This is a genomic window from Pseudomonas hunanensis (assembly GCF_013393325.1).
GTDB lineage: Bacteria > Pseudomonadota > Gammaproteobacteria > Pseudomonadales > Pseudomonadaceae > Aquipseudomonas > Aquipseudomonas putida_P.
The window spans coordinates 160,726-182,056 of record NZ_QJRC01000098.1; the positions used below are offsets into that span (position 1 = coordinate 160,726).

Sequence of the window (21,331 nt, forward strand, 5' to 3'; positions counted from 1 at the left end):
GCTAAAGCCGCTCCCACAGGGACCGCACAGCATTCAAAATCTGTGCAGTACCTGTGGGAGCGGCTTTAGCCGCGAATGGGCCGGTACAGGCTTACGCCGGCGCCGAAGTGCGAATCAGGTGGTCGAAGGCCGCCAGCGAAGCCTTGGCCCCCTCACCCACCGCAATCACGATCTGCTTGTACGGCACGGTCGTCACGTCACCCGCTGCAAACACACCCGGGATACTGGTCTGGCCCTTGGCGTCGACGATGATCTCGCCACGCGGCGACAGCTCGACGGTGCCTTTGAGCCAGTCGGTGTTGGGCAACAGTCCGATCTGCACGAAGATACCTTCCAGCGCCACGTCATGCTGTTCATCGGTGGTGCGGTCCTTGTAGCGCAAGCCAGTCACTTTCTCGCCATTGCCCAGCACCTCGGTGGTGAGCGCGCTGGTAATGACTTTCACGTTCGGCAAACTGTGCAACTTGCGCTGCAAAACCGCGTCGGCACGCAGTTGGCTGTCGAACTCGATCAGCGTCACCTGGGCGACGATACCGGCCAGGTCGATGGCCGCCTCCACGCCCGAGTTGCCGCCGCCGATCACCGCTACGCGCTTGCCCTTGAACAGGGGGCCATCACAGTGCGGGCAGTAGGCCACGCCACGGCCACGGTATTCCTGCTCACCTGGCACGTTCATTTCGCGCCAGCGGGCGCCGGTGGCCAAGATCACGGTCTTGGCTTTAAGCGAGGCGCCGCCTGCCAGGCGTACTTCGTGCAAGCCACCCTCGCTGGCCGGAATCAACGCTTCGCCGCGCTGCAGGTTCATGATGTCGACGTCGTACTGCTTGACGTGCTCTTCCAGCGCCGTGGCCAGCTTAGGCCCTTCGGTTTCCTGCACCGAGATGAAGTTCTCGATGGCCAGGGTGTCGAGCACCTGGCCGCCGAAGCGCTCGGCTGCAACGCCAGTGCGGATGCCTTTACGCGCAGCATAGATGGCAGCAGCGGCGCCAGCGGGGCCACCGCCGACCACCAGCACGTCGAAGGCGTCCTTGGCGTTGATCTTCTCGGCCTGGCGGGCGCCGGCGCTGGTGTCGATCTTGCCAAGGATTTCTTCCAGGCCCATGCGGCCCTGGCCAAACACTTCACCGTTCAGGTAGATGCTCGGCACCGCCATGATCTTGCGCGCTTCCACTTCTTCCTGGAACAGCGCACCGTCGATGGCCACATGGCGCACGTTGGGGTTGAGCACCGCCATCAGGTTCAACGCCTGGACCACGTCCGGGCAGTTCTGGCACGACAGCGAGAAGTAGGTTTCGAAGGTGAATTCGCCTTCCAGGGCCTGGATCTGCTCGATCACTTCAGCACTGGCCTTGGATGGGTGGCCGCCGACTTGCAGCAGCGCCAGCACCAGCGAGGTGAACTCGTGGCCCATGGGGATGCCGGCGAAGCGCAGGCTGATGCTGTCACCCGGGCGGTTCAGCGAGAACGACGGGCGACGGGCATCGGTACCGTCCGCGCTGAATGTAATGAGGTTCGACAGGCCGGCAATTTCCACCAGCAAGTCATGCAATTCGCGGGACTTCGCGCCGTCGTCGAGGGAGGCAACGATCTCGATCGGCTGGGTGACCCGCTCCAGGTAGGTTTTCAGTTGCGATTTAAGCGTGGCGTCCAACATACGGGCGATTCCTTTTTCAAAACTCGGATACAAAAACGCCCAGGCGAGGTCGCCCGGGCGTTTGACGGGGCGGTAACAACTTCAGCTTTGGCGGCTGACTACCGCCCGCGACTGGCTCACAGTCTTAGATCTTGCCGACCAGGTCCAGGGACGGCGCCAGGGTGGCTTCGCCTTCTTTCCACTTGGCCGGGCACACTTCGCCTGGGTGAGCGGCAACGTACTGGGCAGCCTTCACTTTACGCAGCAGTTCGGCAGCATCGCGGCCTACACCACCGTCGTTCAGTTCGACGATTTTGATCTGGCCTTCCGGGTTGATCACGAAGGTACCGCGATCGGCCAGGCCGGCTTCTTCGATCAGCACGTCGAAGTTGCGCGAGATGACGTGAGTCGGGTCACCGATCAGCGGGTATTCGATCTTGCCGATGGTGTCCGAAGTGTCGTGCCAGGCTTTGTGGGTGAAGTGGGTGTCGGTGGACACGCCGTAGATTTCCACGCCCAGCTTCTGGAACTCTGCGTAGTTGTCGGCAAGGTCACCCAGCTCGGTCGGGCAAACGAAGGTGAAGTCGGCCGGGTAGAAGAACACGACAGACCACTTGCCTTTCAGGTCGGCTTCGCTGACCTGAACGAACTCGCCTTTGTGGTAGGCGGTGGCGTTGAACGGTTTGACCTGGCTGTTGATGATTGGCATGAGAGACGCTCCTTCATGGGGTTGGAATCAGTTGATGGATAGAATCCTAACTAATCATCCCGCTGAAGGCTCATTGGCAAAGCTCATGCTTGCGATTGGTTTTGGCTATAACCGGGGTTAATTAATAGAAGGGAATGGGCTGAGCAAAGGATTGCGGACCGGCGCGCCGTGACACGGATCGGCACACCCCTGCAGGAGCAGCCTTGTGCTGCTCCTGCAGGCTACGCGTTATCAGCGGGTGACCGTACGCATGGTCACGAACTCTTCGGCCGCCGTCGGGTGCACGCCGATGGTTTCGTCGAACTGCTGCTTGGTCGCACCGGCTTTCAGCGCAATACCCAGGCCCTGGATGATTTCACCGGCATCAGGGCCAACCATGTGACACCCCAGCACCTTGTCGGTCTCGGCATCGACCACCAGCTTCATCAGGGTCTTTTCCTGAATGTCGGTCAGGGTCAGCTTCATGGCGCGGAAGCGGCTTTCGAACACCTGCACCTTGTGCCCGGCCGCCAGCGCCTGCTCCTCGGTCAAGCCTACGGTGCCGATCGGCGGCTGGCTGAACACCGCAGTAGGGATGTTCTGGTAGTCCACCGGGCGGTATTGCTCTGGTTTGAACAGGCGCCGCGCCACGGCCATGCCTTCGGCCAGGGCCACTGGCGTCAACTGCACACGCCCGATGACGTCGCCAATGGCAAGGATTGACGGCGCGGTGGTCTGGAACTGCTCATCAACCCGAATGTAGCCGCGCGCATCCAGTTCGACGCCGGTGTTTTCCAGGCCCAGGTTGTCCAGCATCGGGCGCCGGCCAGTGGCATAGAATACGCAATCGGCAACCAGCTCTCGGCCATCCTTGAGGGTGGCCTTGAGGCTGCCATCTTCAAGTTTGTCGATACGCTGAATGTCGGCATTGAACTGCAGGTCGAGGCCGCGCTTTTCCAACTCTTCCTTCAAGTGGGTGCGCACCGAGCCATCGAAGCCGCGCAGGAACAAGTCACCACGGTACAGCAGCGTGGTGTTAGCCCCCAGGCCCTGGAAGATGCCAGCGAACTCGACGGCGATGTAGCCACCGCCCACCACCAGCACCCGGCGAGGCAGGTCTTTGAGGTAGAAGGCTTCATTGGAGGTGATGGCCAGTTCCTTGCCGGGGATATCCGGCACCTGTGGCCAGCCACCGGTAGCGATGAGGATGTGTTCGGCGCTGTAGCGCTGACCGTCCACTTCCACTTCATTGGCACCGGTCAGGCGTGCGTGGCCCTGCAGCAGGGTCACCCCGCTGTTGACCAGCAGGTTGCGGTAGATGCCATTGAGGCGTTCGATTTCCCGGTTCTTGTTGGCAATCAGGGTGCCCCAGTCGAAATGCCCTTCTTCCAAGGTCCAGCCGAAACCTGCGGCCTGCTCCAGTTCGTCGGCAACGTGCGCGCCATACACCAGCAGCTTTTTCGGAACACAGCCGACATTGACACAGGTACCGCCCAGGTAGCGGCTTTCAGCCACTGCCACTTTTGCGCCGAAGCCCGCGGCAAAGCGCGCCGCGCGCACGCCGCCGGACCCGGCGCCAATCACGAACAGATCAAAATCGTAGGCCATGTATTCAGTCTCCTAGGCAGGCGCCCAGCATAACGCCGTTGGCCGCCACAAACAAAAAAGCCACCCTGAAGGGTGGCTTTCCAATACCAACAGGGCTTATCAGTAAGCCTTGCCAGCCTTGTAGAAGTTCTCGAAGCAGAAGTTGGTCGCCTCGATGTAGCCTTCGGCACCACCGCAGTCGAAACGCTTGCCCTTGAACTTGTAGGCGATCACGTTACCTTCGGCCGCTTGCTTCATCAGCGCGTCGGTGATCTGGATCTCGCCACCCTTGCCCGGTTCGGTCTGCTCAATCTTCTCGAAAATGTCCGGGGTCAGGATGTAACGGCCGATGATGGCCAGGTTCGAAGGGGCATCTTCAGGCTTCGGTTTCTCGACCATGGAGTCGACACGGAAGATGCCGTCCTTGATCTCTTCACCGGCGATGACGCCGTACTTGTTGGTTTCCTGCGGATCGACTTCCTGGATGGCAACGATCGAGCAACGGTACTTCTTGTAAAGCGCAACCATCTGCGCCAGCACGCCGTCACCTTCAAGGTTGACGCACAGGTCATCCGCCAGCACCACGGCGAACGGCTCGTCACCGATCAACGGGCGGCCGGTGAGGATAGCGTGGCCCAGGCCTTTCATTTCGGTCTGGCGGGTGTAGGAGAACGAGCACTCGTCGAGCAGACGACGGATGCCAACCAGGTATTTTTCCTTGTCGGTGCCCTTGATCTGGTTTTCCAGCTCGTAGCTGATGTCGAAGTGGTCTTCCAGGGCGCGCTTGCCGCGACCGGTCACGATGGAGATCTCGTTCAGACCAGCATCCAATGCTTCTTCAACGCCATACTGGATCAGTGGCTTGTTGACCACCGGCAGCATTTCCTTGGGCATGGCTTTGGTAGCAGGCAGGAAGCGAGTGCCGTAGCCGGCTGCCGGGAACAAGCATTTCTTGATCATAAACGTCCTTACAAAAGGCTAGGCCTGTGGAATTCGGCGCAGTCTAATCAGGCGGCAGTCACCTTACAATGCCCCCCGATAGCGACCGATGCCATCATAGAGATATCCCAGTGTAGATAGTTCCGGGGGATCGTGAATATTACGGTCATTCATGACAGGCGGATGACAGCAAAATAATGGTGCCTATACCGCCTCTTCACGGGTTCACCCGCGAAGAGGCAGTGCCCCATCAACTTCCAGTGCCCTGCCCCACCAGCACCCCATCAACCTTCTGCCCATACAGGTTCACGCCATCATTGGCATGAAACTTCACCCGCGTTTTCTCGATGGAACCCTCTACCAGGCGAGGGTCCTGTGGCCGTTCATGGCGGTTGATCCACGCCGCCACGTCCCAGGCTTGCTGGTCGCTGAGGCTGCCGGGCTTGCCCAGCGGCATGTTGTACTTGATGAACGACGCCGCCGTGTTGATGCGGTGCATGCCGGCGCCCCAGTTGTAGGAGTCCTTGCCCCACAGCGGCGGCATCACATACTCGCCCGCAACCTGCTGCCCTTCACCGTTGTCACCATGGCAAATGGCGCACTGCTCACGGTAAACCTGCTGGCCACGCTTGAAGTCATAACCACCCTGTGGCTGCGCCACCTCGGGGTATCCGCGCCCGGCGAGTTCCACGCCGGTCGGCGCCTTGGTCGACAGCCAGTAGGCGTACACCGCCAGCGCCGTCATTTGCGGGCTGTCGGCGGCCGGCGGCTTGCCGTTCATGCTGAACTGGAAGCAGCCCTGGATACGCTCGGCGTAGGTATTCACCTTGTCGTTCTTCTTGCGGTAAGCCGGGTACATCGGGTACGCGCCCCACATCGGTGCTGAATGCGCCAGCCGCCCTTGGTCGAGGTGGCAGTTGCTGCAGTTCATGCCATTGCCCACGGCCTCGGGCATCAGCCGGCGGGTGTCGACGAACAACGCATGGCCTTCGCGCACCATCTTGCCAAAGGCATTGTCGGGCAAATCGCTTTCATCGGGGGGTACGAACTGCGGCGCAGCCTGCACGCCGGGCACTTTCAACTGCGACTGGTCTTCCATGGCAATCGGCGCGGCCTGGGCACTGCCCACGGCCAGCAGCAACATGGCTGGAATCAACGGCTTCATGGCGTGACCTCCTGGCTGGCGGGGCGGGCGAAGAACTCGGCAACAGCCTTGATCTCGTCATCGGTCATGGCCTTGGCCACACCGACCATCAGTTGGTTGGGGTCATTGCTGCGGCTGCCGTCACGCCAGGCATTGAGCTGCGCTATCAGGTAACTGGCGGGCTGGCCGGCCAAGGGCGGGAAGTGTTCACCGACCCCGCCGCCACCCGGCCCATGGCATTGCACGCAGCCGGGAATCTGGCGGCTCCAGTCGCCGTACAGGGCCATGCGGGTGGTAGGGTCATCGGCAATTTGCTGGCGGCGCAGGTCGCCAGTGGGGGCTGCCGGCAGGCCGGCCAGGTAGCTGCTGACTGCCTCGATTTCATCTTCGCTCAGGGCTTTGGCCAGCGGCTCCATCACCGGCTGCTTGCGGCTGCCGTTGCGCCAGTCATGCAACTGTTTGCTGAGGTAACCGGCTGGAAGCCCAGCCAAGCGTGGGAAGCCGGCAGCGGCAATGCCCTTGCCGTCCGGGCCATGGCAACCGAGGCAGGCCATGGCGGCGGGGTTGGCCCCGCCCTGGGAGAAGACCTTCTGGCCATCGACGGCATGCGCCTTGGGCAAGGCCAGGATCAGCAGGCTGCCGATCACGACGCGTCTCAACGGTGTCATCACGAAGCTCCTTTTCTTTTGTTATATGTTTAGGCTCAAAACATATAAGTAAAGCAAGGAACAGCCGTTGCCTCAGATCAACTTCCGGAGATGCATTGGGTTGCAGCAGTGCGCACATCACCCAGGCGCAGCGGGAAATTGTTCAGCCGCTCATGCAGTTTGATGCTGCTACCGCTGCCGCGCTTGTCGATATCCACCAGCGCCGCCGGGCCTGCCCCCGAGGTGAGCTTCTGCGGCACGATCAGCCGCAGGCCGTCACCACGCTGCTCTTCAGTCAGCGGGCCACGCGTATCGGCCAGCTTCTGCTTGACGCAATCGGCATAGGCGCGCGGGCTCTTGCCAGAGATCACATCCAGCGTTTCACGCGATTGCTCCAGCTCGGTAACGCTCACGCAGCCACCGAGCGTCACCGTCAACGCCGCCACCATCCACTTCATTTGCAGCACCTCTGCCATCAAGAATTCGCTTCGACCACTGCCAGGCGGTTTTGCTCCCTGCTTTGGCAGAATTATCTGCGCCTGGCGAACAGCGCGGCAGTGTAACGGTACATCGTGGTATCTTTTGCCTTTGCAGATCCAAACCTTGCGGAGCATCACATGAAATTCGTACACCAGCGCGAGCACCTCAACGAGGACGACATCGTCGTCATCGAGTGCTCTCAGCGCTGCAATATCCGCCTGATGAACGACGCCAACTTCCGCAGCTTCAAGAACGGCGGCCGTCATACTTACCACGGCGGCCATTTCGAGAAGTTCCCGGCGAAGATCACCGTGCCCAGCACCGGCTTCTGGAACATCACCATCGATACCGTGACCACACGCCCGATCTCGGTCACTCGCAAGCCAACCCTGACCCACAAGATCAAGATCATCCGTCGTTCGTCGTCGAAACTCAGATAAGGCCACCATGACCCAGACCATCAAGTACGTCATCAAATACAAGCTCGACGGCCAGCGTCGTTGGGACTTCGCGCTGATGCCCGATGCCTCGCAGGAACAAGCCCTTGAGGCCCTGCGCAAGATCCACGGTGAAGACGCCGAGAAAATCAGCGACATCCAGGTCAGCAAAGCCCTGTAAAAACCGCCACAAGCCCCCGCCGCGCCGCTCGCCCCACGCAAGGAGAATCGCATGAGCCACTGGCCCGACCGCCGTATCCTCGACCTGCTGGGCATCGAGTTGCCCATTCTGCAGGCGCCCATGGCGGGGGCGACCGGCTCACCCATGGCCATTGCCGTGGGCCTGGCAGGTGGGCTGGGCGCCCTGCCCTGCGCCATGCTCAGCGGCGAGCAAGTGCGTGCCGAAATCGCCGCGTTCCGCGCTGGCTGCCCGGGGCGCCCGCTTAACCTGAACTTCTTTTGCCACCAGCCGCCAGCGCCCGATGCCGAGCACGATGCGCGCTGGAAGCAGGCCCTTGAACCTTATTACAACGAAGTGGGTGCCGATTTCGCGGCGCCCACGCCGGTGTCCAACCGTGCGCCTTTCGACGAGCAAAGCTGCCAGCTGGTCGAAGCCTTGCGCCCGGAGGTGGTGAGCTTCCACTTCGGCCTACCCCAGGCCGAACTGCTGCAGCGGGTAAAAGCCAGCGGTGCCAAGGTGCTCTCCAGTGCCACTACGGTGGAAGAGGCCATCTGGCTGGAACACAACGGTTGCGACGCGATCATCGCCATGGGGTATGAAGCCGGTGGCCATCGCGGCATGTTCCTGAGTGACGACATCACCAGCCAGATCGGTACGTTCGCCCTGGTACCCCAGATTGCCGATGCGGTCGGCGTCCCGGTGATTGCCGCGGGTGGCATCGGCGACCACCGTGGGCTGGTGGCGGCGCTGGCCCTGGGTGCCTCGGCAGTGCAGATCGGCACGGCTTACCTGTTTTGCCCCGAGGCCAAGGTTTCGCCAGCGCATCGCCGGGCGCTGGACAGCGCGTCTGCCAGCGACACGGCGCTGACCAACCTGTTCACCGGCCGCCCCGCGCGGGGTATCAACAACCGCATCATGCGCGAGCTGGGGCCGATGAGCGCGCTGGCGCCACGCTTCCCGCTGGCGGGTGGGGCATTGATGCCTTTGCGGGCGATCACCGATCCGCTGGGCAATAGTGACTTCAGCAATCTGTGGTCGGGGCAGGCGTTGCGGCTGGGACGGCACATGCCGGCAGGTGAGCTGACCCAGGAAGTTGCCGAAAAGGCACTGGCCGTGGTTGGGCACCAGGCTATTTGAATGGCAGGTCTGGCCTCTTCCCGGCAAATGGCTTATCGCTATATAGTTCAGCACATAACGATAACCCCAAGGAGCTGTCTTCATGCGTATCCGCCCGTCCCACCTGGCCTTCACTGCCCTGGCCAGCCTGTTCGCCTTCAACACTGCCTGGGCCGACGAAGTCCAGGTCGCGGTCGCAGCCAACTTCACAGCCCCCATCCAGGCCATCGCCAAAGACTTCGAGAAAGACACCGGCCACAAACTGGTCGCTGCCTACGGTGCCACCGGGCAGTTCTACGCCCAGATCAAGAACGGCGCACCCTTCGAAGTGTTCCTCGCCGCCGACGACAGCACCCCGAAGAAGCTTGAAGAAGAGAAGGAAATCGTCCCCGGCTCGCGCTTTACCTACGCCATCGGCACCTTGGCCCTGTGGTCTGCGAAGGAAGGCTACGTGGATGCCAAGGGTGAAGTGTTGAAAAAGAACGCATACAAACACCTGTCCATCGCCAACCCGAAAGCGGCACCTTACGGCCTGGCCGCCACTCAGGTACTGGACAAGCTGAAGCTCACCGAAGCCACCAAAGGCAAGATTGTCGAAGGCCAGAACATCACCCAGGCCTTCCAGTTTGTTTCCACCGGCAACGCCGAGCTGGGCTTCGTCGCCCTGTCGCAGATCTACAAGGACGGCAAGGTGACCAATGGCTCGGCCTGGATCGTGCCGTCCAACCTGCACGACCCGATCCGCCAGGACGCCGTCATCCTCAACAAAGGCAAGGACAATGCGGCCGCCAAAGCACTGGTCGAATATCTCAAAGGCCCGAAAGCCGCAGCGGTGATCAAGTCCTACGGTTATGAACTCTGATGCCACTGGATGCCAGTGACTTAGGTGCCATCTGGCTGACCGTGAAACTGGCCAGCCTGACCACCCTGATCCTGCTGGTTATCGGCACTCCCATCGCCTGGTGGCTGGCGCGCACGCGCTCATGGCTGCGCGGGCCGGTGGGGGCGGTGGTGGCATTGCCCCTGGTGCTGCCACCAACGGTGATCGGTTTCTACCTGCTGATCGCCCTCGGCCCACACGGCTGGCTCGGCCAGGCTACCCAGGCGCTGGGCCTGGGTACCGTGGTGTTCAGCTTCACGGGCCTGGTGATCGGCTCGACGGTGTATTCCATGCCGTTCGTGGTGCAGCCGCTGCAAAATGCCTTTGGCGCGATCGGCCAGCGGCCGCTGGAAGTCGCCGCCACACTGCGCGCCAGCCCATGGGACACCTTCTTTCATGTGGTACTGCCGCTGGCCCGCCCCGGCTTCGTCACTGCCAGCATCCTCGGCTTCGCCCATACCGTGGGCGAGTTTGGCGTGGTGCTGATGATCGGTGGCAACATCCCCGACAAGACCCGCGTGGTCTCGGTGCAAATCTTCGATCACGTCGAAGCCATGGAGTATTCGCAAGCCCACTGGCTGGCCGGTGCCATGCTGGTGTTCTCTTTCCTGGTGCTGCTCCTGCTGTACGCCGGACGCCGCGGCAAAGCTGGCTGGAGCTGAAATGACCGCATCGATTGTGGCGCGCCTGAAACTGGCGCGCGACGACTTTACCCTGGACGTCGACCTGCACCTGCCTGGGCGCGGTATCAGCGCGCTGTTTGGCCACTCCGGCTCTGGCAAGACCAGCTGCCTGCGCTGTCTGGCGGGGTTGGAACGCGCTGCTAGCGCGTACATCGAAGTCAACGGCGAGGTCTGGGAAGACAGCACCCGTGGCTACTTCCAGCCCCCCCACTTGCGCCCGGTGGGCTATGTGTTCCAGGAGGCCAGCCTGTTTGCGCACCTGTCGGTGCGCGGCAACCTGGAGTTCGGCTGGCGCCGGGTAGCCGCCGCTGAGCGCAAGGTCAGCCTCGACCAGGCGTGCCAGCTGCTAGGTATCGGGCACTTGTTGGAACGCCGCCCGGCAACCCTGTCGGGCGGCGAGGCGCAGCGCGTGGGTATTGCTCGCGCCCTGCTCAGCAGCCCAAGGCTGCTGTTGATGGACGAGCCGCTGGCGGCCCTCGACGGGCCGCGCAAGCGCGAGATCCTGCCGTACCTGGAGCGCCTGCACGACGAACTGGACATCCCCCTGGTGTATGTCAGCCATGCCCAGGATGAAGTAGCGCGACTGGCCGACCACCTGGTGTTGCTGGAGCAAGGCCAGGCAGTCGCCAGCGGCCCGATTGGCCAAACCCTGGCGCGCCTCGACCTCTCGCTGGCCCAGGGCGAGGATGCCGGCGTGGTGTTCGAAGGCATGGTCGTGGGGCATGACCCGCACTACGACCTGCTCGACTTGCGCCTGCCCGGCAGCAGCGGGCCGCTGCTGCGCATTGCTCACCCGGCGCAGGTGATGGGCAGCACGCTGCGGGTCAAGGTACAGGCCCGGGACGTCAGCCTGGCGCTGGCGGCCGACAGCACATCGAGCATCCTCAACCGCCTGCCAGTATGTGTGCGCGAGAGCCGCCCGGCGGCCAACCCGGCGCATGTACTGGTCAGCCTGGATGCCGGTGGCAATGCCTTGCTTGCACGTATCACCCGCTTCTCGGCAGACCAGCTCGGCTTGCACACAGGCCAGGTACTGTTCGCCCAGATCAAGTCGGTGGCCCTTTTGGGCTGAGCATCCTTCGCACGGCTGTTGTCCACTGATCAGTGACTTGATCGAGGCCAGCCCCTGATGCTCGACTGCCCCCTGCCACGCACCCTGCACTACGTTGACGACAGCCAGCCAGGCATGACCCGGCGACGCTGGCGCGACCGTTTCATCTACCTGGATGCCGACGGCCAGCGGGTGCGCGACAGCGACACCTTGGCGCGCATCGCCGCGCTGGTGATTCCCCCGGCCTACACCGATGTATGGATCTGCGCCGACCCGCAGGGCCACCTGCAGGCCACCGGTCGCGATGCCCGTGGCCGCAAGCAGTACCGCTATCACGCGCAGTGGCGCGAACTGCGTGACCAACACAAGTATGGGCGCATGCTGGCCTTTGCCCAGGCACTACCAAAGCTGCGCGCGCAACTGGAAGCCCACCTGGCGCGGCCAGGGCTGGACCGGGAAAAGGTCATGGCATTGGTGGTGAGCCTGCTGGACCACACCCTGATCCGCATTGGTAACCAGCGTTACCTGCGCGACAACCAGTCTTATGGCCTGACGACCCTGCGTAACCGCCATGTGCAGGTCAAAGGCAGCACCATTCGCTTTCAATTTCGCGGCAAGCGTGGCGTCGAACACAACGTCACCCTCAACGACCGACGCCTGGCCAGCCTGCTCAAACGCTGCATGGAGCTGCCTGGCCAGACACTGTTTCAATACCTGGACGAAGACGGCCAGCGCCACAGCGTAGGCTCCAGCGAGGTCAACCAATTCCTGCAGCAGTTGACCGGCGCAGACTTCACCGCCAAGGACTACCGCACCTGGGCCGGCAGCAGCCTGGCGTTGGACCTGCTCAAACCCCTGGCCTGGGAACCGGAGAGTGAAGCCAAACGCCAGGTCGCCGCGATAGTCCGCCAGGTCGCCACGCGCCTGGGCAATACGCCGGCAGTGTGCAGACGCTGCTACATCCATCCGGCAGTGCTGGAGCACTATGCCCAGGGACGTCTGGCCCAATTGCCCAAGAGCCGCGTGCGCAAAGGCCTGGACCCCGAGGAAGTGGCCTTGCTGCTGTTTCTTCAGGTACTCGAGGAACAGGACGGCGATTAAGAGTGTCTATTCAGCCCATGATGCGAAGAAATTTCCCATTAGCCGCCAAGCCCCCTATTCTTGCCATCGAGCACCTTGGCCGACAAACCGTTGACGGTTTGCATCGGCACCTGCAACTGAAGACACGCAACAGAATTTGTCTGTCGGGGAATTACTATCCGCCGAAAGCGTCTTTAATGAGAAGGAAGAGGGACAAGCTCCCGCCGTTGCGGCAACTAGCCCTGCGGACTTTTACATCACCAAGGAGAACTACATGCTGATACTCACCCGTAAGGTTGGCGAAAGCATCGTCATCAACGATGACATCAAAGTCACCATTCTGGGCGTCAAAGGGATGCAGGTGAGGATCGGTATCGATGCACCTAAAGATGTCCAGGTCCATCGCGAAGAAATCTTCAAGCGCATCCAGGCCGGCAGCCCAGCCCCGGAGAAGCACGACGACTCGCACTGAGCCCAAACTCTTCGAGGGGTGCATGGAAGCGCTCGACCGCCAGCCTCAGGTGCCCAGCAACTGACGCACTTTGGCGATCATCTCATCCATGTCGAATGGTTTGTCGAATATGGCGGCGAACAGGGCCGGGCATCCTTGGCTGGCCTGCGCGCCGCTCATGAGAATGACCGGCAACTCGCTTAACGCCGGGTCCTCGCGCATCGCACGCACCAGCTCCTCACCATTGAGCAGCGGCATCATGTAATCGGTGATGACCAGTTGCACGCGCTTTTCCTTCAGCGCCTCCAGCGCCTTGCAGCCATTACTGGCCTTTTCCACCAGGTAACCTTCGTCCTCCAGGGCAAAGCCGAGGATATCGGCGATCAGGTACTCGTCATCGACGATCAGGATCGTGTTCATCGGCCCGTCCGTCACCCACTCCCCTGCGGCGTCGGCGTTCCCGAGAGCACACCACAGGCGCCTTCGAACGCCTTGCGCAAGGTAATGCCCTGCGGCCCGATCAGCAGTTCGTGCAAGGCAGGGTCATGGTGGCTGTCACGCACCTTGAGGATCGACAGCATGCGCCGCAGTTGCGAGTCCAGCTCGACAAAGCGCAACAGCATCAGGTTGTCGACGATGCTCGACAGATCCGGCGCGGGGGCGCTGATTTCCGAGCCGAAGATGTCGCGCATTTCCCAGGTGAGCATCACGCTGACATCGCGCGCGCGCAGCTCACCGGCCAGCGCGCGGAAAAACGCATTGAGCCGCGTCGGGTCGATGGCCAGGCGGCTGAATGCGCCAAGGCTGTCGATCAGCACCCTCTTGCTGCCCTGCGCTGCAACACGCTCGAGCAGCCGCGCGCCGACCTGGTCCAGCAAGCCCTCGGTGGTTGGCTGCCAGCACAGCTGCAAGCTACCGCCCTGCTCCATCGCGGCAAAATCGTAACCCAGCGACGCTGCCTTGCTACGCAGGCGTTCAGGCGTTTCGTAGAAACCAAAATGCAACCCTGGCGCCTGCGGGGTGCTGGCCCCTAGAAAGGCCAGGCCCAATGACGTCTTGCCAATACCCGAAGGCCCGATCAACAGGCTAACCGAGCCCGTGGCCAGGCCGCCGCCGAGCATTTCATCGAAGGTTGGCACACCGCTGCTGATGCGCGCCAATGTGCCGCTGCCCAGCTGGCTGGGGTGGCTGAACAACGCTTCCAGGCGTGGGTAGACGTGCATGCCTGCTTCATCGATAAGGCATTCGTGACGCCCCGAAAGTGCCGCACTGCCGCGCGTCTTGCGCAGCTGCACATGGCGCACGGCGCGGCTGCCCACCAGCTGCTCACCCAGCTCGATCACGCCATCGACCATGGTGTGCTCCGGGCTGCCCTCGTCCAGCCGGGCACTGGTCAGCAGCAGTACCGTGCAGCCGGCGAAGGCCGCATGGCCCTGCAATTCAGAGACGAACTTTTTGGTGTCCAGCGCCGTTTCCGCACGCACCCGGGCATTGAGCACGCCGTCGACGATCAGCAGGCTGGCCTGTTGCCGAGCGATTTCCTGGCGCAGCAGCCGCACCACGGCGTCCAGCCCATCCTGCTCAAGGGTGTCGAAAGCGCTGACGAATTGGATCTGGTCGCCGACCAACGCCGGGTCGAAGAAGTCCAGGGTGGACAGGTACTGAAACAAGCGCTCATGCGACTCACTCAACAAGGTGGCCACCAGCACCCGACCACCGCCACGCACATGGCCGCAGGCAAGCTGGTTGGCGAGGATGGTCTTGCCCGCTCCTGGCGGCCCCTGGATGATGTAGGACGCACCGGCCACCAGGCCGCCCTTGAGCAACGCGTCGAGCCCATCGATCCCCGTTACCAGCCGCCTAAGTGCCTGTGCCATGTTGTCTACCTGTCGAGTGGGCTATCCGTCTGCTCCTGATACATTGGCAAGTACAGTTGCATGCAAGTTCCCCGGCCAGGCTCGCTGTCGACACAAATGGCGCCGCCACTCTGCCGGGCGAAGCCATACACCTGGCTAAGCCCCAGGCCCGTGCCCTTGCCAAACGGCTTGGTGGTGAAAAATGGCTCGAAGATACGTGGCAATACCTCGGCGGGTATGCCTTCACCGCTGTCTTCCACCTTGAAACGCACAAAGTTGCCATGCAACGCTTCAACCTCGCCGGCCAGCTCGACCACATCGACCGTCAGGCCGATCCGGCCCTGACCGGCGATGGCATCACGGGCATTGAACAACAAGTTGAGCAAGACCATTTGCAGTTGCCCGGCATCCACCTCGATCAACGGCAGGTCCGGTTGCAGCAGCACGTTCAGCTCGATCGAGCTGGGTAGTGCATGCTCAAGCAAACCACGGGTAGCGGTCACCAGGTCTGCCGGGGCAACACTGGCCACATCAAGCTTGCGGTGGCGGGCAAAGCTGAGCAGTTGCTGGGTCAGCTCAGTGCCGCGTTGGCCGGCATCGAGGATGTGCTGCAGCATGCGCTGGGCGCGTAGCGGGTCCTGAGTGGCCAGCGCCAGACGGGCCGAGCTGATGATGATGGTGAGCATGTTGTTGAAGTCGTGCGCCAGGCCACCGGTCAACTGGCCGAGGGCTTCAAGCTTCTGCGCCTGGAACAGCTGGGCGCGCACCGCGTCCAGCTGCAACGCCGACTCTCGGCGATCGGTTATGTCGCGGGTCACCTTGGCCAGGCCGACGATCTGGCCATTGTCATCGCGGATCACATCCAGCGCAGCCAACGCCCAGAACTGCGTACCGTCCTTGCGCACCCGCCAGCCTTCGTCCTGCGCCACGCCCTGCTCCAGCGCCTGGCGCAGCAGGCGCTCGGGGCGGCCATCAGCACAATCCTGCGGGGTGAAAAACAACGAGAAATGCTTGCCGATCACTTCATCGGCACGGTAGCCCTTGATTCGTTGCGCGCCGGCATTCCACGACACCACATGGCCGGAGGGGTCGAGCATGTAGATGGCGTAGTCCACCACCGACTGAACCAACTGTTCATAGCGGTGGGCAGGCATGACGGGGTGGTCGAGGCAATCAGCTGAAACCATGCAAACTCCACTGGCACAGCAGGGGGACAGAATGAGCGTAGCCCAGCGCACCCATCAACGAGCAGCCGTGCGACGACAGGCGGTCAGCGTTCCGTTTCGACCAGCACCGGGCTGATGCGCCGCGGCATGGCCACTCTCAACAGCCACAGGCCGACCAGCATGATCAAGCCACCGCAGGCCAGAGCCAGAAGACGCTGCTGCTGAGTATGTTCCGCATCGAAGCCCAGCATTAACAAATAACCGCCCAGGCTGAGCAGGCTGATGTAAAGAAACGCACCCAGCACGACCACCAGGGCGAACAAGAGTCGCCAGAATAACCGTGGACGCACGATACGCTCGCCAGCTTGGCGCTGAGTCATCGCTGAACACTCTTGGATCCAATAAAGAGGCAACAGTGGCGTAATGACAGCAAGGTGTCAATTGCCCATTCGATCGCCCCTTCTTTCTGATGATCTTAGGTGCTGCAGTTGACTCAACTATAACGATGGGTTATAAAGCGCGCTTGATTGCGAAGCCCTTCTGCCTGGAAGCGAGCTGGTCGTTGCGACCCCTTCAAGCGTGCGAGTGTGGTGGAATTGGTATACACAGCAGACTTAAAATCTGTCGGCGTGAGCCTTGCGGGTTCGAGTCCCGCCACTCGCACCAAATTTCGTTGAAAAGGCGCCCTTGCGGCGCCTTTTTGCTGCCTGCCAGCAATGTGTTACGCAGCTGCTAGAGTGGAGCTAGTACCCTCTACTGGAACGCCGCCATGCGCTACTCCCTGTTCGATGGTCAACGTGACATCATCATCCTCATCGCCCGCATACTGCTGATGATCCTGTTCGTCTTGTCAGGCTGGGCCAAGCTGACCGGCTTCGATGGCACGGTCGGCTACATGACCTCGCTGGGCGCCCCTGCCCCGATGCTGGCGGCAGCGATTGCCGTCATCATGGAGTTCGTCGTCGCCATCCTGCTGATCCTCGGCTTCTACACGCGGCCGCTGGCGTTTCTGTTCGCGCTGTTCGTGCTGGGCACGGCGCTGCTCGGCCACCCGTTCTGGAACATGGTCGACCCCGAACGCAGCGCCAACATGACTCAGTTTCTGAAGAACATGGCCATCATGGGCGGCTTGCTGCTGCTGGCGGTCAGCGGCCCAGGGCGCTTCTCGGTGGACGGTCGCTGAATCAGTCGTCGTCGCAATCGTCGAACCAAGCTGGGTGATCGCGCTCTTCGTCATCGAGGTCATCCAGCGTTTCCTCGTCTTCCTCCACCTCATCCTCGGCGCCCTGGGCATCTGCCTCGTGCTCCACATCGTCGTAGAGAAATTCGTGGTCGAGCAGGTGATCGTGCTCGGGTTCGTGCAGGTCGTCTTCGTCGTGCATGCTGGCTCCAAGGGTTATGGCACGCCTATATAGGCTGATCAGGATGTCGGGTCAATGCGTTGTCGCTTAATCCTGGGTTAACCGGCCAGGCGCAGCCTGCAGGCTCTCCCTTCAAACGTCTTTGCCCGCCTGTCATGGCGGGCTTTTTATGGTGAAGAAAACTTCGGCCCAGAGGATGACAGCCTCATGACCTGACCTTCACGAAATGTCGACATCCGCATGGGCACACTGATCCTGCTCCGTACGTTCTTGCAGCCCGCCGCATCATTGCCGCGGGCTTTTCTTTTTTTTGACGAAGGGCTTGCGCCCCCTCCCCGCTACTGCAGTTTGCTCAAGGCAACTGCCCATCCCATGACCTGAAGCAGTTTTGCCCGGCCAGGCAAGGTCTATGCTGTTCCAGCGATAACCCAAGCTCACATCGGATAGACACGGAGGCTCTTATGAAAGCTGCTGTTGTTGCACCAGGCCGTCGCGTGGACGTGGTAGAGAAAACCCTGCGCCCCCTCCAGCACGGCGAAGCGCTGCTGAAGATGCAATGCTGCGGTGTGTGCCACACCGACCTGCACGTGAAAAATGGCGACTTCGGTGACAAGACCGGTGTAGTACTGGGCCACGAAGGCATTGGCGTAGTCCAGGAAGTTGGCCCCGGCGTCACCTCGCTCAAGCCAGGCGACCGCGCCAGCGTTGCCTGGTTCTATCAAGGTTGCGGGCATTGCGAGTACTGCAATAGCGGCAACGAAACCCTGTGCCGCGAAGTGAAGAACTCCGGCTATACCGTGGACGGCGGCATGGCCGAGGCGTGCATCGTCCAAGCCGACTATTCGGTCAAAGTACCCGACGGCCTCGACTCCGCTGCCGCCAGCAGCATTACCTGCGCCGGCGTCACAACCTACAAGGCGGTGAAAATCTCCAACATCCGCCCCGGGCAATGGATCGCCATCTACGGCCTCGGCGGCCTGGGCAACCTGGCCCTGCAATATGCCAAGAACGTATTCAACGCCAAAGTGATCGCCATCGACGTCAACGAAGAGCAACTGCGCTTCGCCAGCGAGATGGGCGCGGACCTGGTCGTCAACCCACTCAACGAAGACGCCGCGAAGGTTATCCAGGCCAAGACCGGTGGCGCCCACGCTGCCGTGGTTACCGCCGTGGCCAAAGGCGCCTTCAACTCGGCCGTCGATGCCTTGCGCGCTGGCGGGCGACTGGTTGCCGTCGGGCTGCCGTCGGAATCCATGGACCTGAACATTCCCCGCCTGGTGCTGGATGGGATCGAAGTGGTGGGCTCGCTGGTAGGTACACGCCAGGACCTGCAGGAGGCGTTCCAGTTTGCCGCTGAAGGCAAAGTGGTACCCAAGGTGACCCTGCGGCCGATCGAAGATATCAACCAGATCTTTGACGAGATGCTGGAGGGCAAGATCAAAGGCCGCATGGTGATCCAGTTCGAAGGCTGATAGCCTGAAGGCAGATCATTTCGAACAGACACAAGGCCCGTAGGTGATCATCTACGGGCTTTTTGCCTTCTCAGTAGTCAAGGAACAGACCATGAGTTTCGATTGGCATGCCGGGCCGATTACTCGCGCCACGCCGCTGGACAAGCATTACCGAAATACGCAGAAGGTACGTCAGTTTCTGCTCACCGAGTGCGGGGCGGCATTCAAGTTCGACCGTGCCTTCATGGCCTGGATAAAGAGTGGCACGCCGTTAACCATGGGTGACGTGGCGGACGAATGGCTGCGAATGCATCGGTGAGCGCCAGCTTCGGGCTTCAGCAGGCAGCGGTGCGCTGCCCCACTATCGGAATCGGCAGCCGCTTCTTTCAGTATCTTGTCCAACGATTCAACCATGCTGGAATAATCCATTCCCTGACTCCGTCGTTGGTGAGTTACGATCAACGATAGCTTGCAAACGTTTCAGAAATGCTGGCGGAAATGCCTCGGTACAAAAGCAAGCTCATCTCTGGTGCTGACCAATAATCGTGGCACGAGGTTCAAAGAAAACCGCTTAGCTTTTCAAGGGATGCACATGACGATTCGCAGCCTCGCCAAAAATCTCCCACCTGACCCAGGCAATCCAGGCTGGGTGCTTGGATGGGGCGTGCTACGCGACCGGCATCCATGGCATTTTGTCGACGTGTTTGCCGATCAGCACACTGCCGAGGTTGAAGCAGAGCGACACGGTGCTGGCTACGTGGTCGAGTATGGGTCACACCGGCTTGGGTCGAATGAATTCATCTGCGGGGCAAGCCTACCTGAGGGCTAGCCGGTCAACCTGTTACAGGTCAGGGCCAAACTCCATCTAAAGAAAAACCTGCCGAAGCAGGCTTATCGAAGATTCATCGCTTGCTCAACTGCCGGGCCTGGCCCAAGCCTCTTTGAACCCACTCAAAGAAACCTCTCCATCGGTTTGACCTATGCGCATTCGCGCTTTGCCGCCCGACAACAGCGCTTTTTCGAAGCACAAAGAAAAACCCCGCAGACGTTAATCTGCGGGGCTTTCGAATGGTGGAGGCCGAGGTCGGAATCGAACCGGCGTAGACGGATTTGCAATCCGGAGCATAACCACTTTGCTACTCGGCCTCAAAGGTCGGATCTAGCTGCTTGCGCCTTGCTATCTCCTTGAAACGCTGAACCTTTTTCAAGGTTTGCTGCGTTTCGATGGGCGCCATTATGTCTTCATTCCTTTAACCTTGCAACCCCCTGAACGAAAAAAAATTTCAACGGGTTCAAGGTGTTAGCGCAGGCGGCCGAGTTTACTCCACAAGCCCACCAGCGTGTTCTCCACGGTGCCGCTGGCGGCCATGCCAATTCGCTCCTGCAAGCTCTTGCGCTCGGCATAATGCAGGTGGAACAGGTTGGCGTTGCGCGCACGCTCGCTCAGGTACTCGTCGCTGGTCTGCAATTCGTCTACCAGCTTGCGGTTGAGTGCCGCCACGCCCAGCCAGACTTCGCCGGTGGCCACTTCGTCGATGTGCAACTGCGGTCGATAGCGGGCGACGAAGTCCTTGAACAGCTGGTGAGTGATATCCAGGTCTTCCTGGAACTTCTCCCGGCCCTTCTCGGTGTTTTCACCAAACACGGTCAAGGTGCGCTTGTACTCGCCAGCGGTCAGCACCTCAAAGTCGATGTCGTGCTTCTTCAGCAGGCGGTTGACGTTGGGCAGTTGCGCCACCACGCCGATCGAACCGAGCACGGCGAATGGCGCGCTGACGATCTTCTCGCCGATGCAGGCCATCATGTAACCGCCGCTGGCGGCCACCTTGTCGATGCACACGGTCAGCGGTATGCCCGCCTGACGAATACGCGCCAGCTGCGATGCAGCCAGGCCGTAGCTATGCACCAGGCCGCCGCCGCTTTCCAGGCGTAGCACCACTTCGTCCCGCGGGGTGGCGAGGGTCAACAGCGCGGTGATTTCGTTGCGCAGGCTTTCAGTGGCCGAGGCCTTGATGTCGCCATCGAAGTCCAACACGAAAACCCGGCCCTTGTCCTCGGCCTTGCCCTTCTTCTGCTGTTTTTCCGCCTTGGCCTGTTGCTTGCGCAGGGCCTTGAGCTGGGCCTTGTCGAGCAGCCCGGACTCCAGCCGCTCGCGCAAATCCTTGTAGAACTCGTTCAGGCGGGTGACCTGCAATTGCCCACCTGGTTTGCGCCGCCCTTTGCCACGCAGCCCGGCGATGGCCGACAGCACCACGAGGATGGCGATGACCAGGGTGGCGGTTTTAGCGAGAAAGCTTGCGTATTCGGCAAGAAACTCCACGTTGACTCCTTGAATGCCTGCGCCAATGCGGCGCGTAACTGTTGCAAGCATACCGTTGCGTCTGTAGTGCTGCCAGCCGGTGTAAACGCTGGCAACATCTTTCAAACAACCTTTTCAAACGCTTGTATGTTTTTTCGTTGACAGCCTGAGTGCCGCATCCTAACCTCGCAGCAACCTCCA

The 21,331-nt window shown here is 61.2% G+C and carries 25 protein-coding genes and 2 tRNA genes; 13 read left to right on the forward strand and 14 right to left on the reverse strand.

Annotation, left to right across the window (positions count from 1 at the left end):
* Window positions 1-91: 91 nt before the first annotated feature.
* The 7 genes from ahpF to DM807_RS22445 form a co-directional block, all read right to left on the reverse strand.
* On the reverse strand, window positions 92-1,654 hold the full coding sequence (gene ahpF / locus DM807_RS22415) for an alkyl hydroperoxide reductase subunit F (protein ID WP_012273144.1): 1,563 nt from the start codon (window positions 1,652-1,654) through the stop codon (window positions 92-94).
* A 124-nt stretch (window positions 1,655-1,778) separates the two neighbouring features.
* The gene (ahpC, locus tag DM807_RS22420; protein ID WP_003250537.1) at window positions 1,779-2,342 is read right to left on the reverse strand and encodes an alkyl hydroperoxide reductase subunit C; all 564 of its coding nucleotides are present in this window, start codon (window positions 2,340-2,342) and stop codon (window positions 1,779-1,781) included.
* A 231-nt stretch (window positions 2,343-2,573) separates the two neighbouring features.
* The gene (gene gorA / locus DM807_RS22425) at window positions 2,574-3,929 is read right to left on the reverse strand and encodes a glutathione-disulfide reductase (protein WP_060492737.1); all 1,356 of its coding nucleotides are present in this window, start codon (window positions 3,927-3,929) and stop codon (window positions 2,574-2,576) included.
* A gap of 99 nt (window positions 3,930-4,028) precedes the next feature.
* Window positions 4,029-4,868, reverse strand: coding sequence for a UTP--glucose-1-phosphate uridylyltransferase GalU (galU, locus tag DM807_RS22430; protein WP_012273146.1), 840 nt, complete (start codon window positions 4,866-4,868; stop codon window positions 4,029-4,031).
* A 229-nt stretch (window positions 4,869-5,097) separates the two neighbouring features.
* The gene (locus tag DM807_RS22435) at window positions 5,098-6,012 is read right to left on the reverse strand and encodes a c-type cytochrome (RefSeq protein WP_012273147.1); all 915 of its coding nucleotides are present in this window, start codon (window positions 6,010-6,012) and stop codon (window positions 5,098-5,100) included.
* Complete coding sequence (locus DM807_RS22440) at window positions 6,009-6,659, reverse strand: c-type cytochrome (RefSeq protein WP_179027939.1); 651 nt, start codon at window positions 6,657-6,659, stop codon at window positions 6,009-6,011. The genes DM807_RS22435 and DM807_RS22440 overlap by 4 nt, the downstream gene beginning before the upstream one ends.
* Before the next feature lie 77 nt (window positions 6,660-6,736).
* Window positions 6,737-7,096, reverse strand: a complete 360-nt coding sequence (locus DM807_RS22445; protein WP_060492762.1) for a hypothetical protein — start codon at window positions 7,094-7,096, stop codon at window positions 6,737-6,739.
* 159 nt (window positions 7,097-7,255) lie between these two features.
* Here DM807_RS22445 and DM807_RS22450 point away from each other — a divergent pair, with 159 nt between their 5' ends.
* From DM807_RS22450 to csrA, 8 genes are all read left to right on the forward strand, one after another.
* Window positions 7,256-7,558, forward strand: coding sequence for a DUF1883 domain-containing protein (locus DM807_RS22450; protein WP_003250918.1), 303 nt, complete (start codon window positions 7,256-7,258; stop codon window positions 7,556-7,558).
* 7 nt (window positions 7,559-7,565) lie between these two features.
* A complete protein-coding gene (locus DM807_RS22455; RefSeq protein ID WP_012051910.1) occupies window positions 7,566-7,736 on the forward strand; it encodes a hypothetical protein in 171 nt (56 codons plus the stop codon).
* 51 nt (window positions 7,737-7,787) lie between these two features.
* Window positions 7,788-8,873 (forward strand): NAD(P)H-dependent flavin oxidoreductase, encoded by a 1,086-nt coding sequence (locus DM807_RS22460; RefSeq protein ID WP_179027940.1) that lies wholly within the window; start codon window positions 7,788-7,790, stop codon window positions 8,871-8,873.
* An 82-nt stretch (window positions 8,874-8,955) separates the two neighbouring features.
* On the forward strand, window positions 8,956-9,714 hold the full coding sequence (modA, locus tag DM807_RS22465; protein WP_012273151.1) for a molybdate ABC transporter substrate-binding protein: 759 nt from the start codon (window positions 8,956-8,958) through the stop codon (window positions 9,712-9,714).
* Entirely contained in the window at window positions 9,714-10,394 is a 681-nt protein-coding gene (modB, locus tag DM807_RS22470) for a molybdate ABC transporter permease subunit (protein ID WP_179027941.1), read from the forward strand. The genes modA and modB overlap by 1 nt, the downstream gene beginning before the upstream one ends.
* 1 nt (window position 10,395) lies before the next feature.
* A complete protein-coding gene (modC, locus tag DM807_RS22475; protein WP_060515113.1) occupies window positions 10,396-11,487 on the forward strand; it encodes a molybdenum ABC transporter ATP-binding protein in 1,092 nt (363 codons plus the stop codon).
* A 57-nt stretch (window positions 11,488-11,544) separates the two neighbouring features.
* A complete protein-coding gene (locus DM807_RS22480) occupies window positions 11,545-12,567 on the forward strand; it encodes a DNA topoisomerase IB (RefSeq protein WP_012273154.1) in 1,023 nt (340 codons plus the stop codon).
* A 253-nt stretch (window positions 12,568-12,820) separates the two neighbouring features.
* A complete protein-coding gene (gene csrA, locus DM807_RS22485) occupies window positions 12,821-13,018 on the forward strand; it encodes a carbon storage regulator CsrA (protein WP_004375914.1) in 198 nt (65 codons plus the stop codon).
* 45 nt (window positions 13,019-13,063) lie between these two features.
* On the opposite strand, the gene DM807_RS22490 is transcribed toward csrA, so the two are convergent.
* The 4 genes from DM807_RS22490 to DM807_RS22505 form a co-directional block, all read right to left on the reverse strand.
* Entirely contained in the window at window positions 13,064-13,417 is a 354-nt protein-coding gene (locus DM807_RS22490; RefSeq protein WP_012273155.1) for a response regulator, read from the reverse strand.
* An 11-nt stretch (window positions 13,418-13,428) separates the two neighbouring features.
* Window positions 13,429-14,874, reverse strand: a complete 1,446-nt coding sequence (locus DM807_RS22495; RefSeq protein ID WP_060492742.1) for an ATPase domain-containing protein — start codon at window positions 14,872-14,874, stop codon at window positions 13,429-13,431.
* Window positions 14,875-14,879: 5 nt separating this feature from the next.
* The gene (locus tag DM807_RS22500; protein WP_012273157.1) at window positions 14,880-16,040 is read right to left on the reverse strand and encodes a two-component system sensor histidine kinase NtrB; all 1,161 of its coding nucleotides are present in this window, start codon (window positions 16,038-16,040) and stop codon (window positions 14,880-14,882) included.
* 83 nt (window positions 16,041-16,123) lie between these two features.
* The gene (locus DM807_RS22505; protein WP_012273158.1) at window positions 16,124-16,399 is read right to left on the reverse strand and encodes a hypothetical protein; all 276 of its coding nucleotides are present in this window, start codon (window positions 16,397-16,399) and stop codon (window positions 16,124-16,126) included.
* Between the two features lie 201 nt (window positions 16,400-16,600).
* Here DM807_RS22505 and DM807_RS22510 point away from each other — a divergent pair.
* Together DM807_RS22510 and DM807_RS22515 are read left to right on the forward strand one after the other, a co-directional pair.
* Window positions 16,601-16,685: transfer RNA gene (locus DM807_RS22510), tRNA-Leu, on the forward strand.
* 103 nt (window positions 16,686-16,788) lie between these two features.
* On the forward strand, window positions 16,789-17,202 hold the full coding sequence (locus tag DM807_RS22515) for a DoxX family protein (RefSeq protein ID WP_012273159.1): 414 nt from the start codon (window positions 16,789-16,791) through the stop codon (window positions 17,200-17,202).
* A 1-nt stretch (window position 17,203) separates the two neighbouring features.
* Here the strand turns inward: DM807_RS22515 and DM807_RS22520 are convergent, their stop codons facing one another.
* Entirely contained in the window at window positions 17,204-17,401 is a 198-nt protein-coding gene (locus DM807_RS22520; protein ID WP_012273160.1) for a hypothetical protein, read from the reverse strand.
* 440 nt (window positions 17,402-17,841) lie between these two features.
* On the opposite strand from DM807_RS22520, the gene adhP reads away from it, so the two are divergent.
* The 3 genes from adhP to DM807_RS27805 all read left to right on the forward strand — a co-directional run bounded on the left by adhP (window position 17,842) and on the right by DM807_RS27805 (window position 19,660).
* A complete protein-coding gene (gene adhP, locus DM807_RS22525; RefSeq protein ID WP_012273161.1) occupies window positions 17,842-18,852 on the forward strand; it encodes an alcohol dehydrogenase AdhP in 1,011 nt (336 codons plus the stop codon).
* A gap of 91 nt (window positions 18,853-18,943) precedes the next feature.
* On the forward strand, window positions 18,944-19,150 hold the full coding sequence (locus DM807_RS22530) for a DUF6434 domain-containing protein (protein WP_012273162.1): 207 nt from the start codon (window positions 18,944-18,946) through the stop codon (window positions 19,148-19,150).
* A gap of 273 nt (window positions 19,151-19,423) precedes the next feature.
* Window positions 19,424-19,660, forward strand: coding sequence for a hypothetical protein (locus tag DM807_RS27805; RefSeq protein ID WP_071984784.1), 237 nt, complete (start codon window positions 19,424-19,426; stop codon window positions 19,658-19,660).
* Between the two features lie 243 nt (window positions 19,661-19,903).
* Here DM807_RS27805 and DM807_RS22535 read toward each other — a convergent pair.
* Both DM807_RS22535 and sohB read right to left on the reverse strand, forming a co-directional pair.
* Window positions 19,904-19,977, reverse strand: a tRNA-Cys gene (locus DM807_RS22535).
* A gap of 154 nt (window positions 19,978-20,131) precedes the next feature.
* Window positions 20,132-21,151: a protease SohB gene (sohB, locus tag DM807_RS22540; RefSeq protein ID WP_012273163.1), complete on the reverse strand. Its 1,020-nt coding sequence runs from the start codon at window positions 21,149-21,151 to the stop codon at window positions 20,132-20,134.
* Window positions 21,152-21,331: the final 180 nt, after the last annotated feature.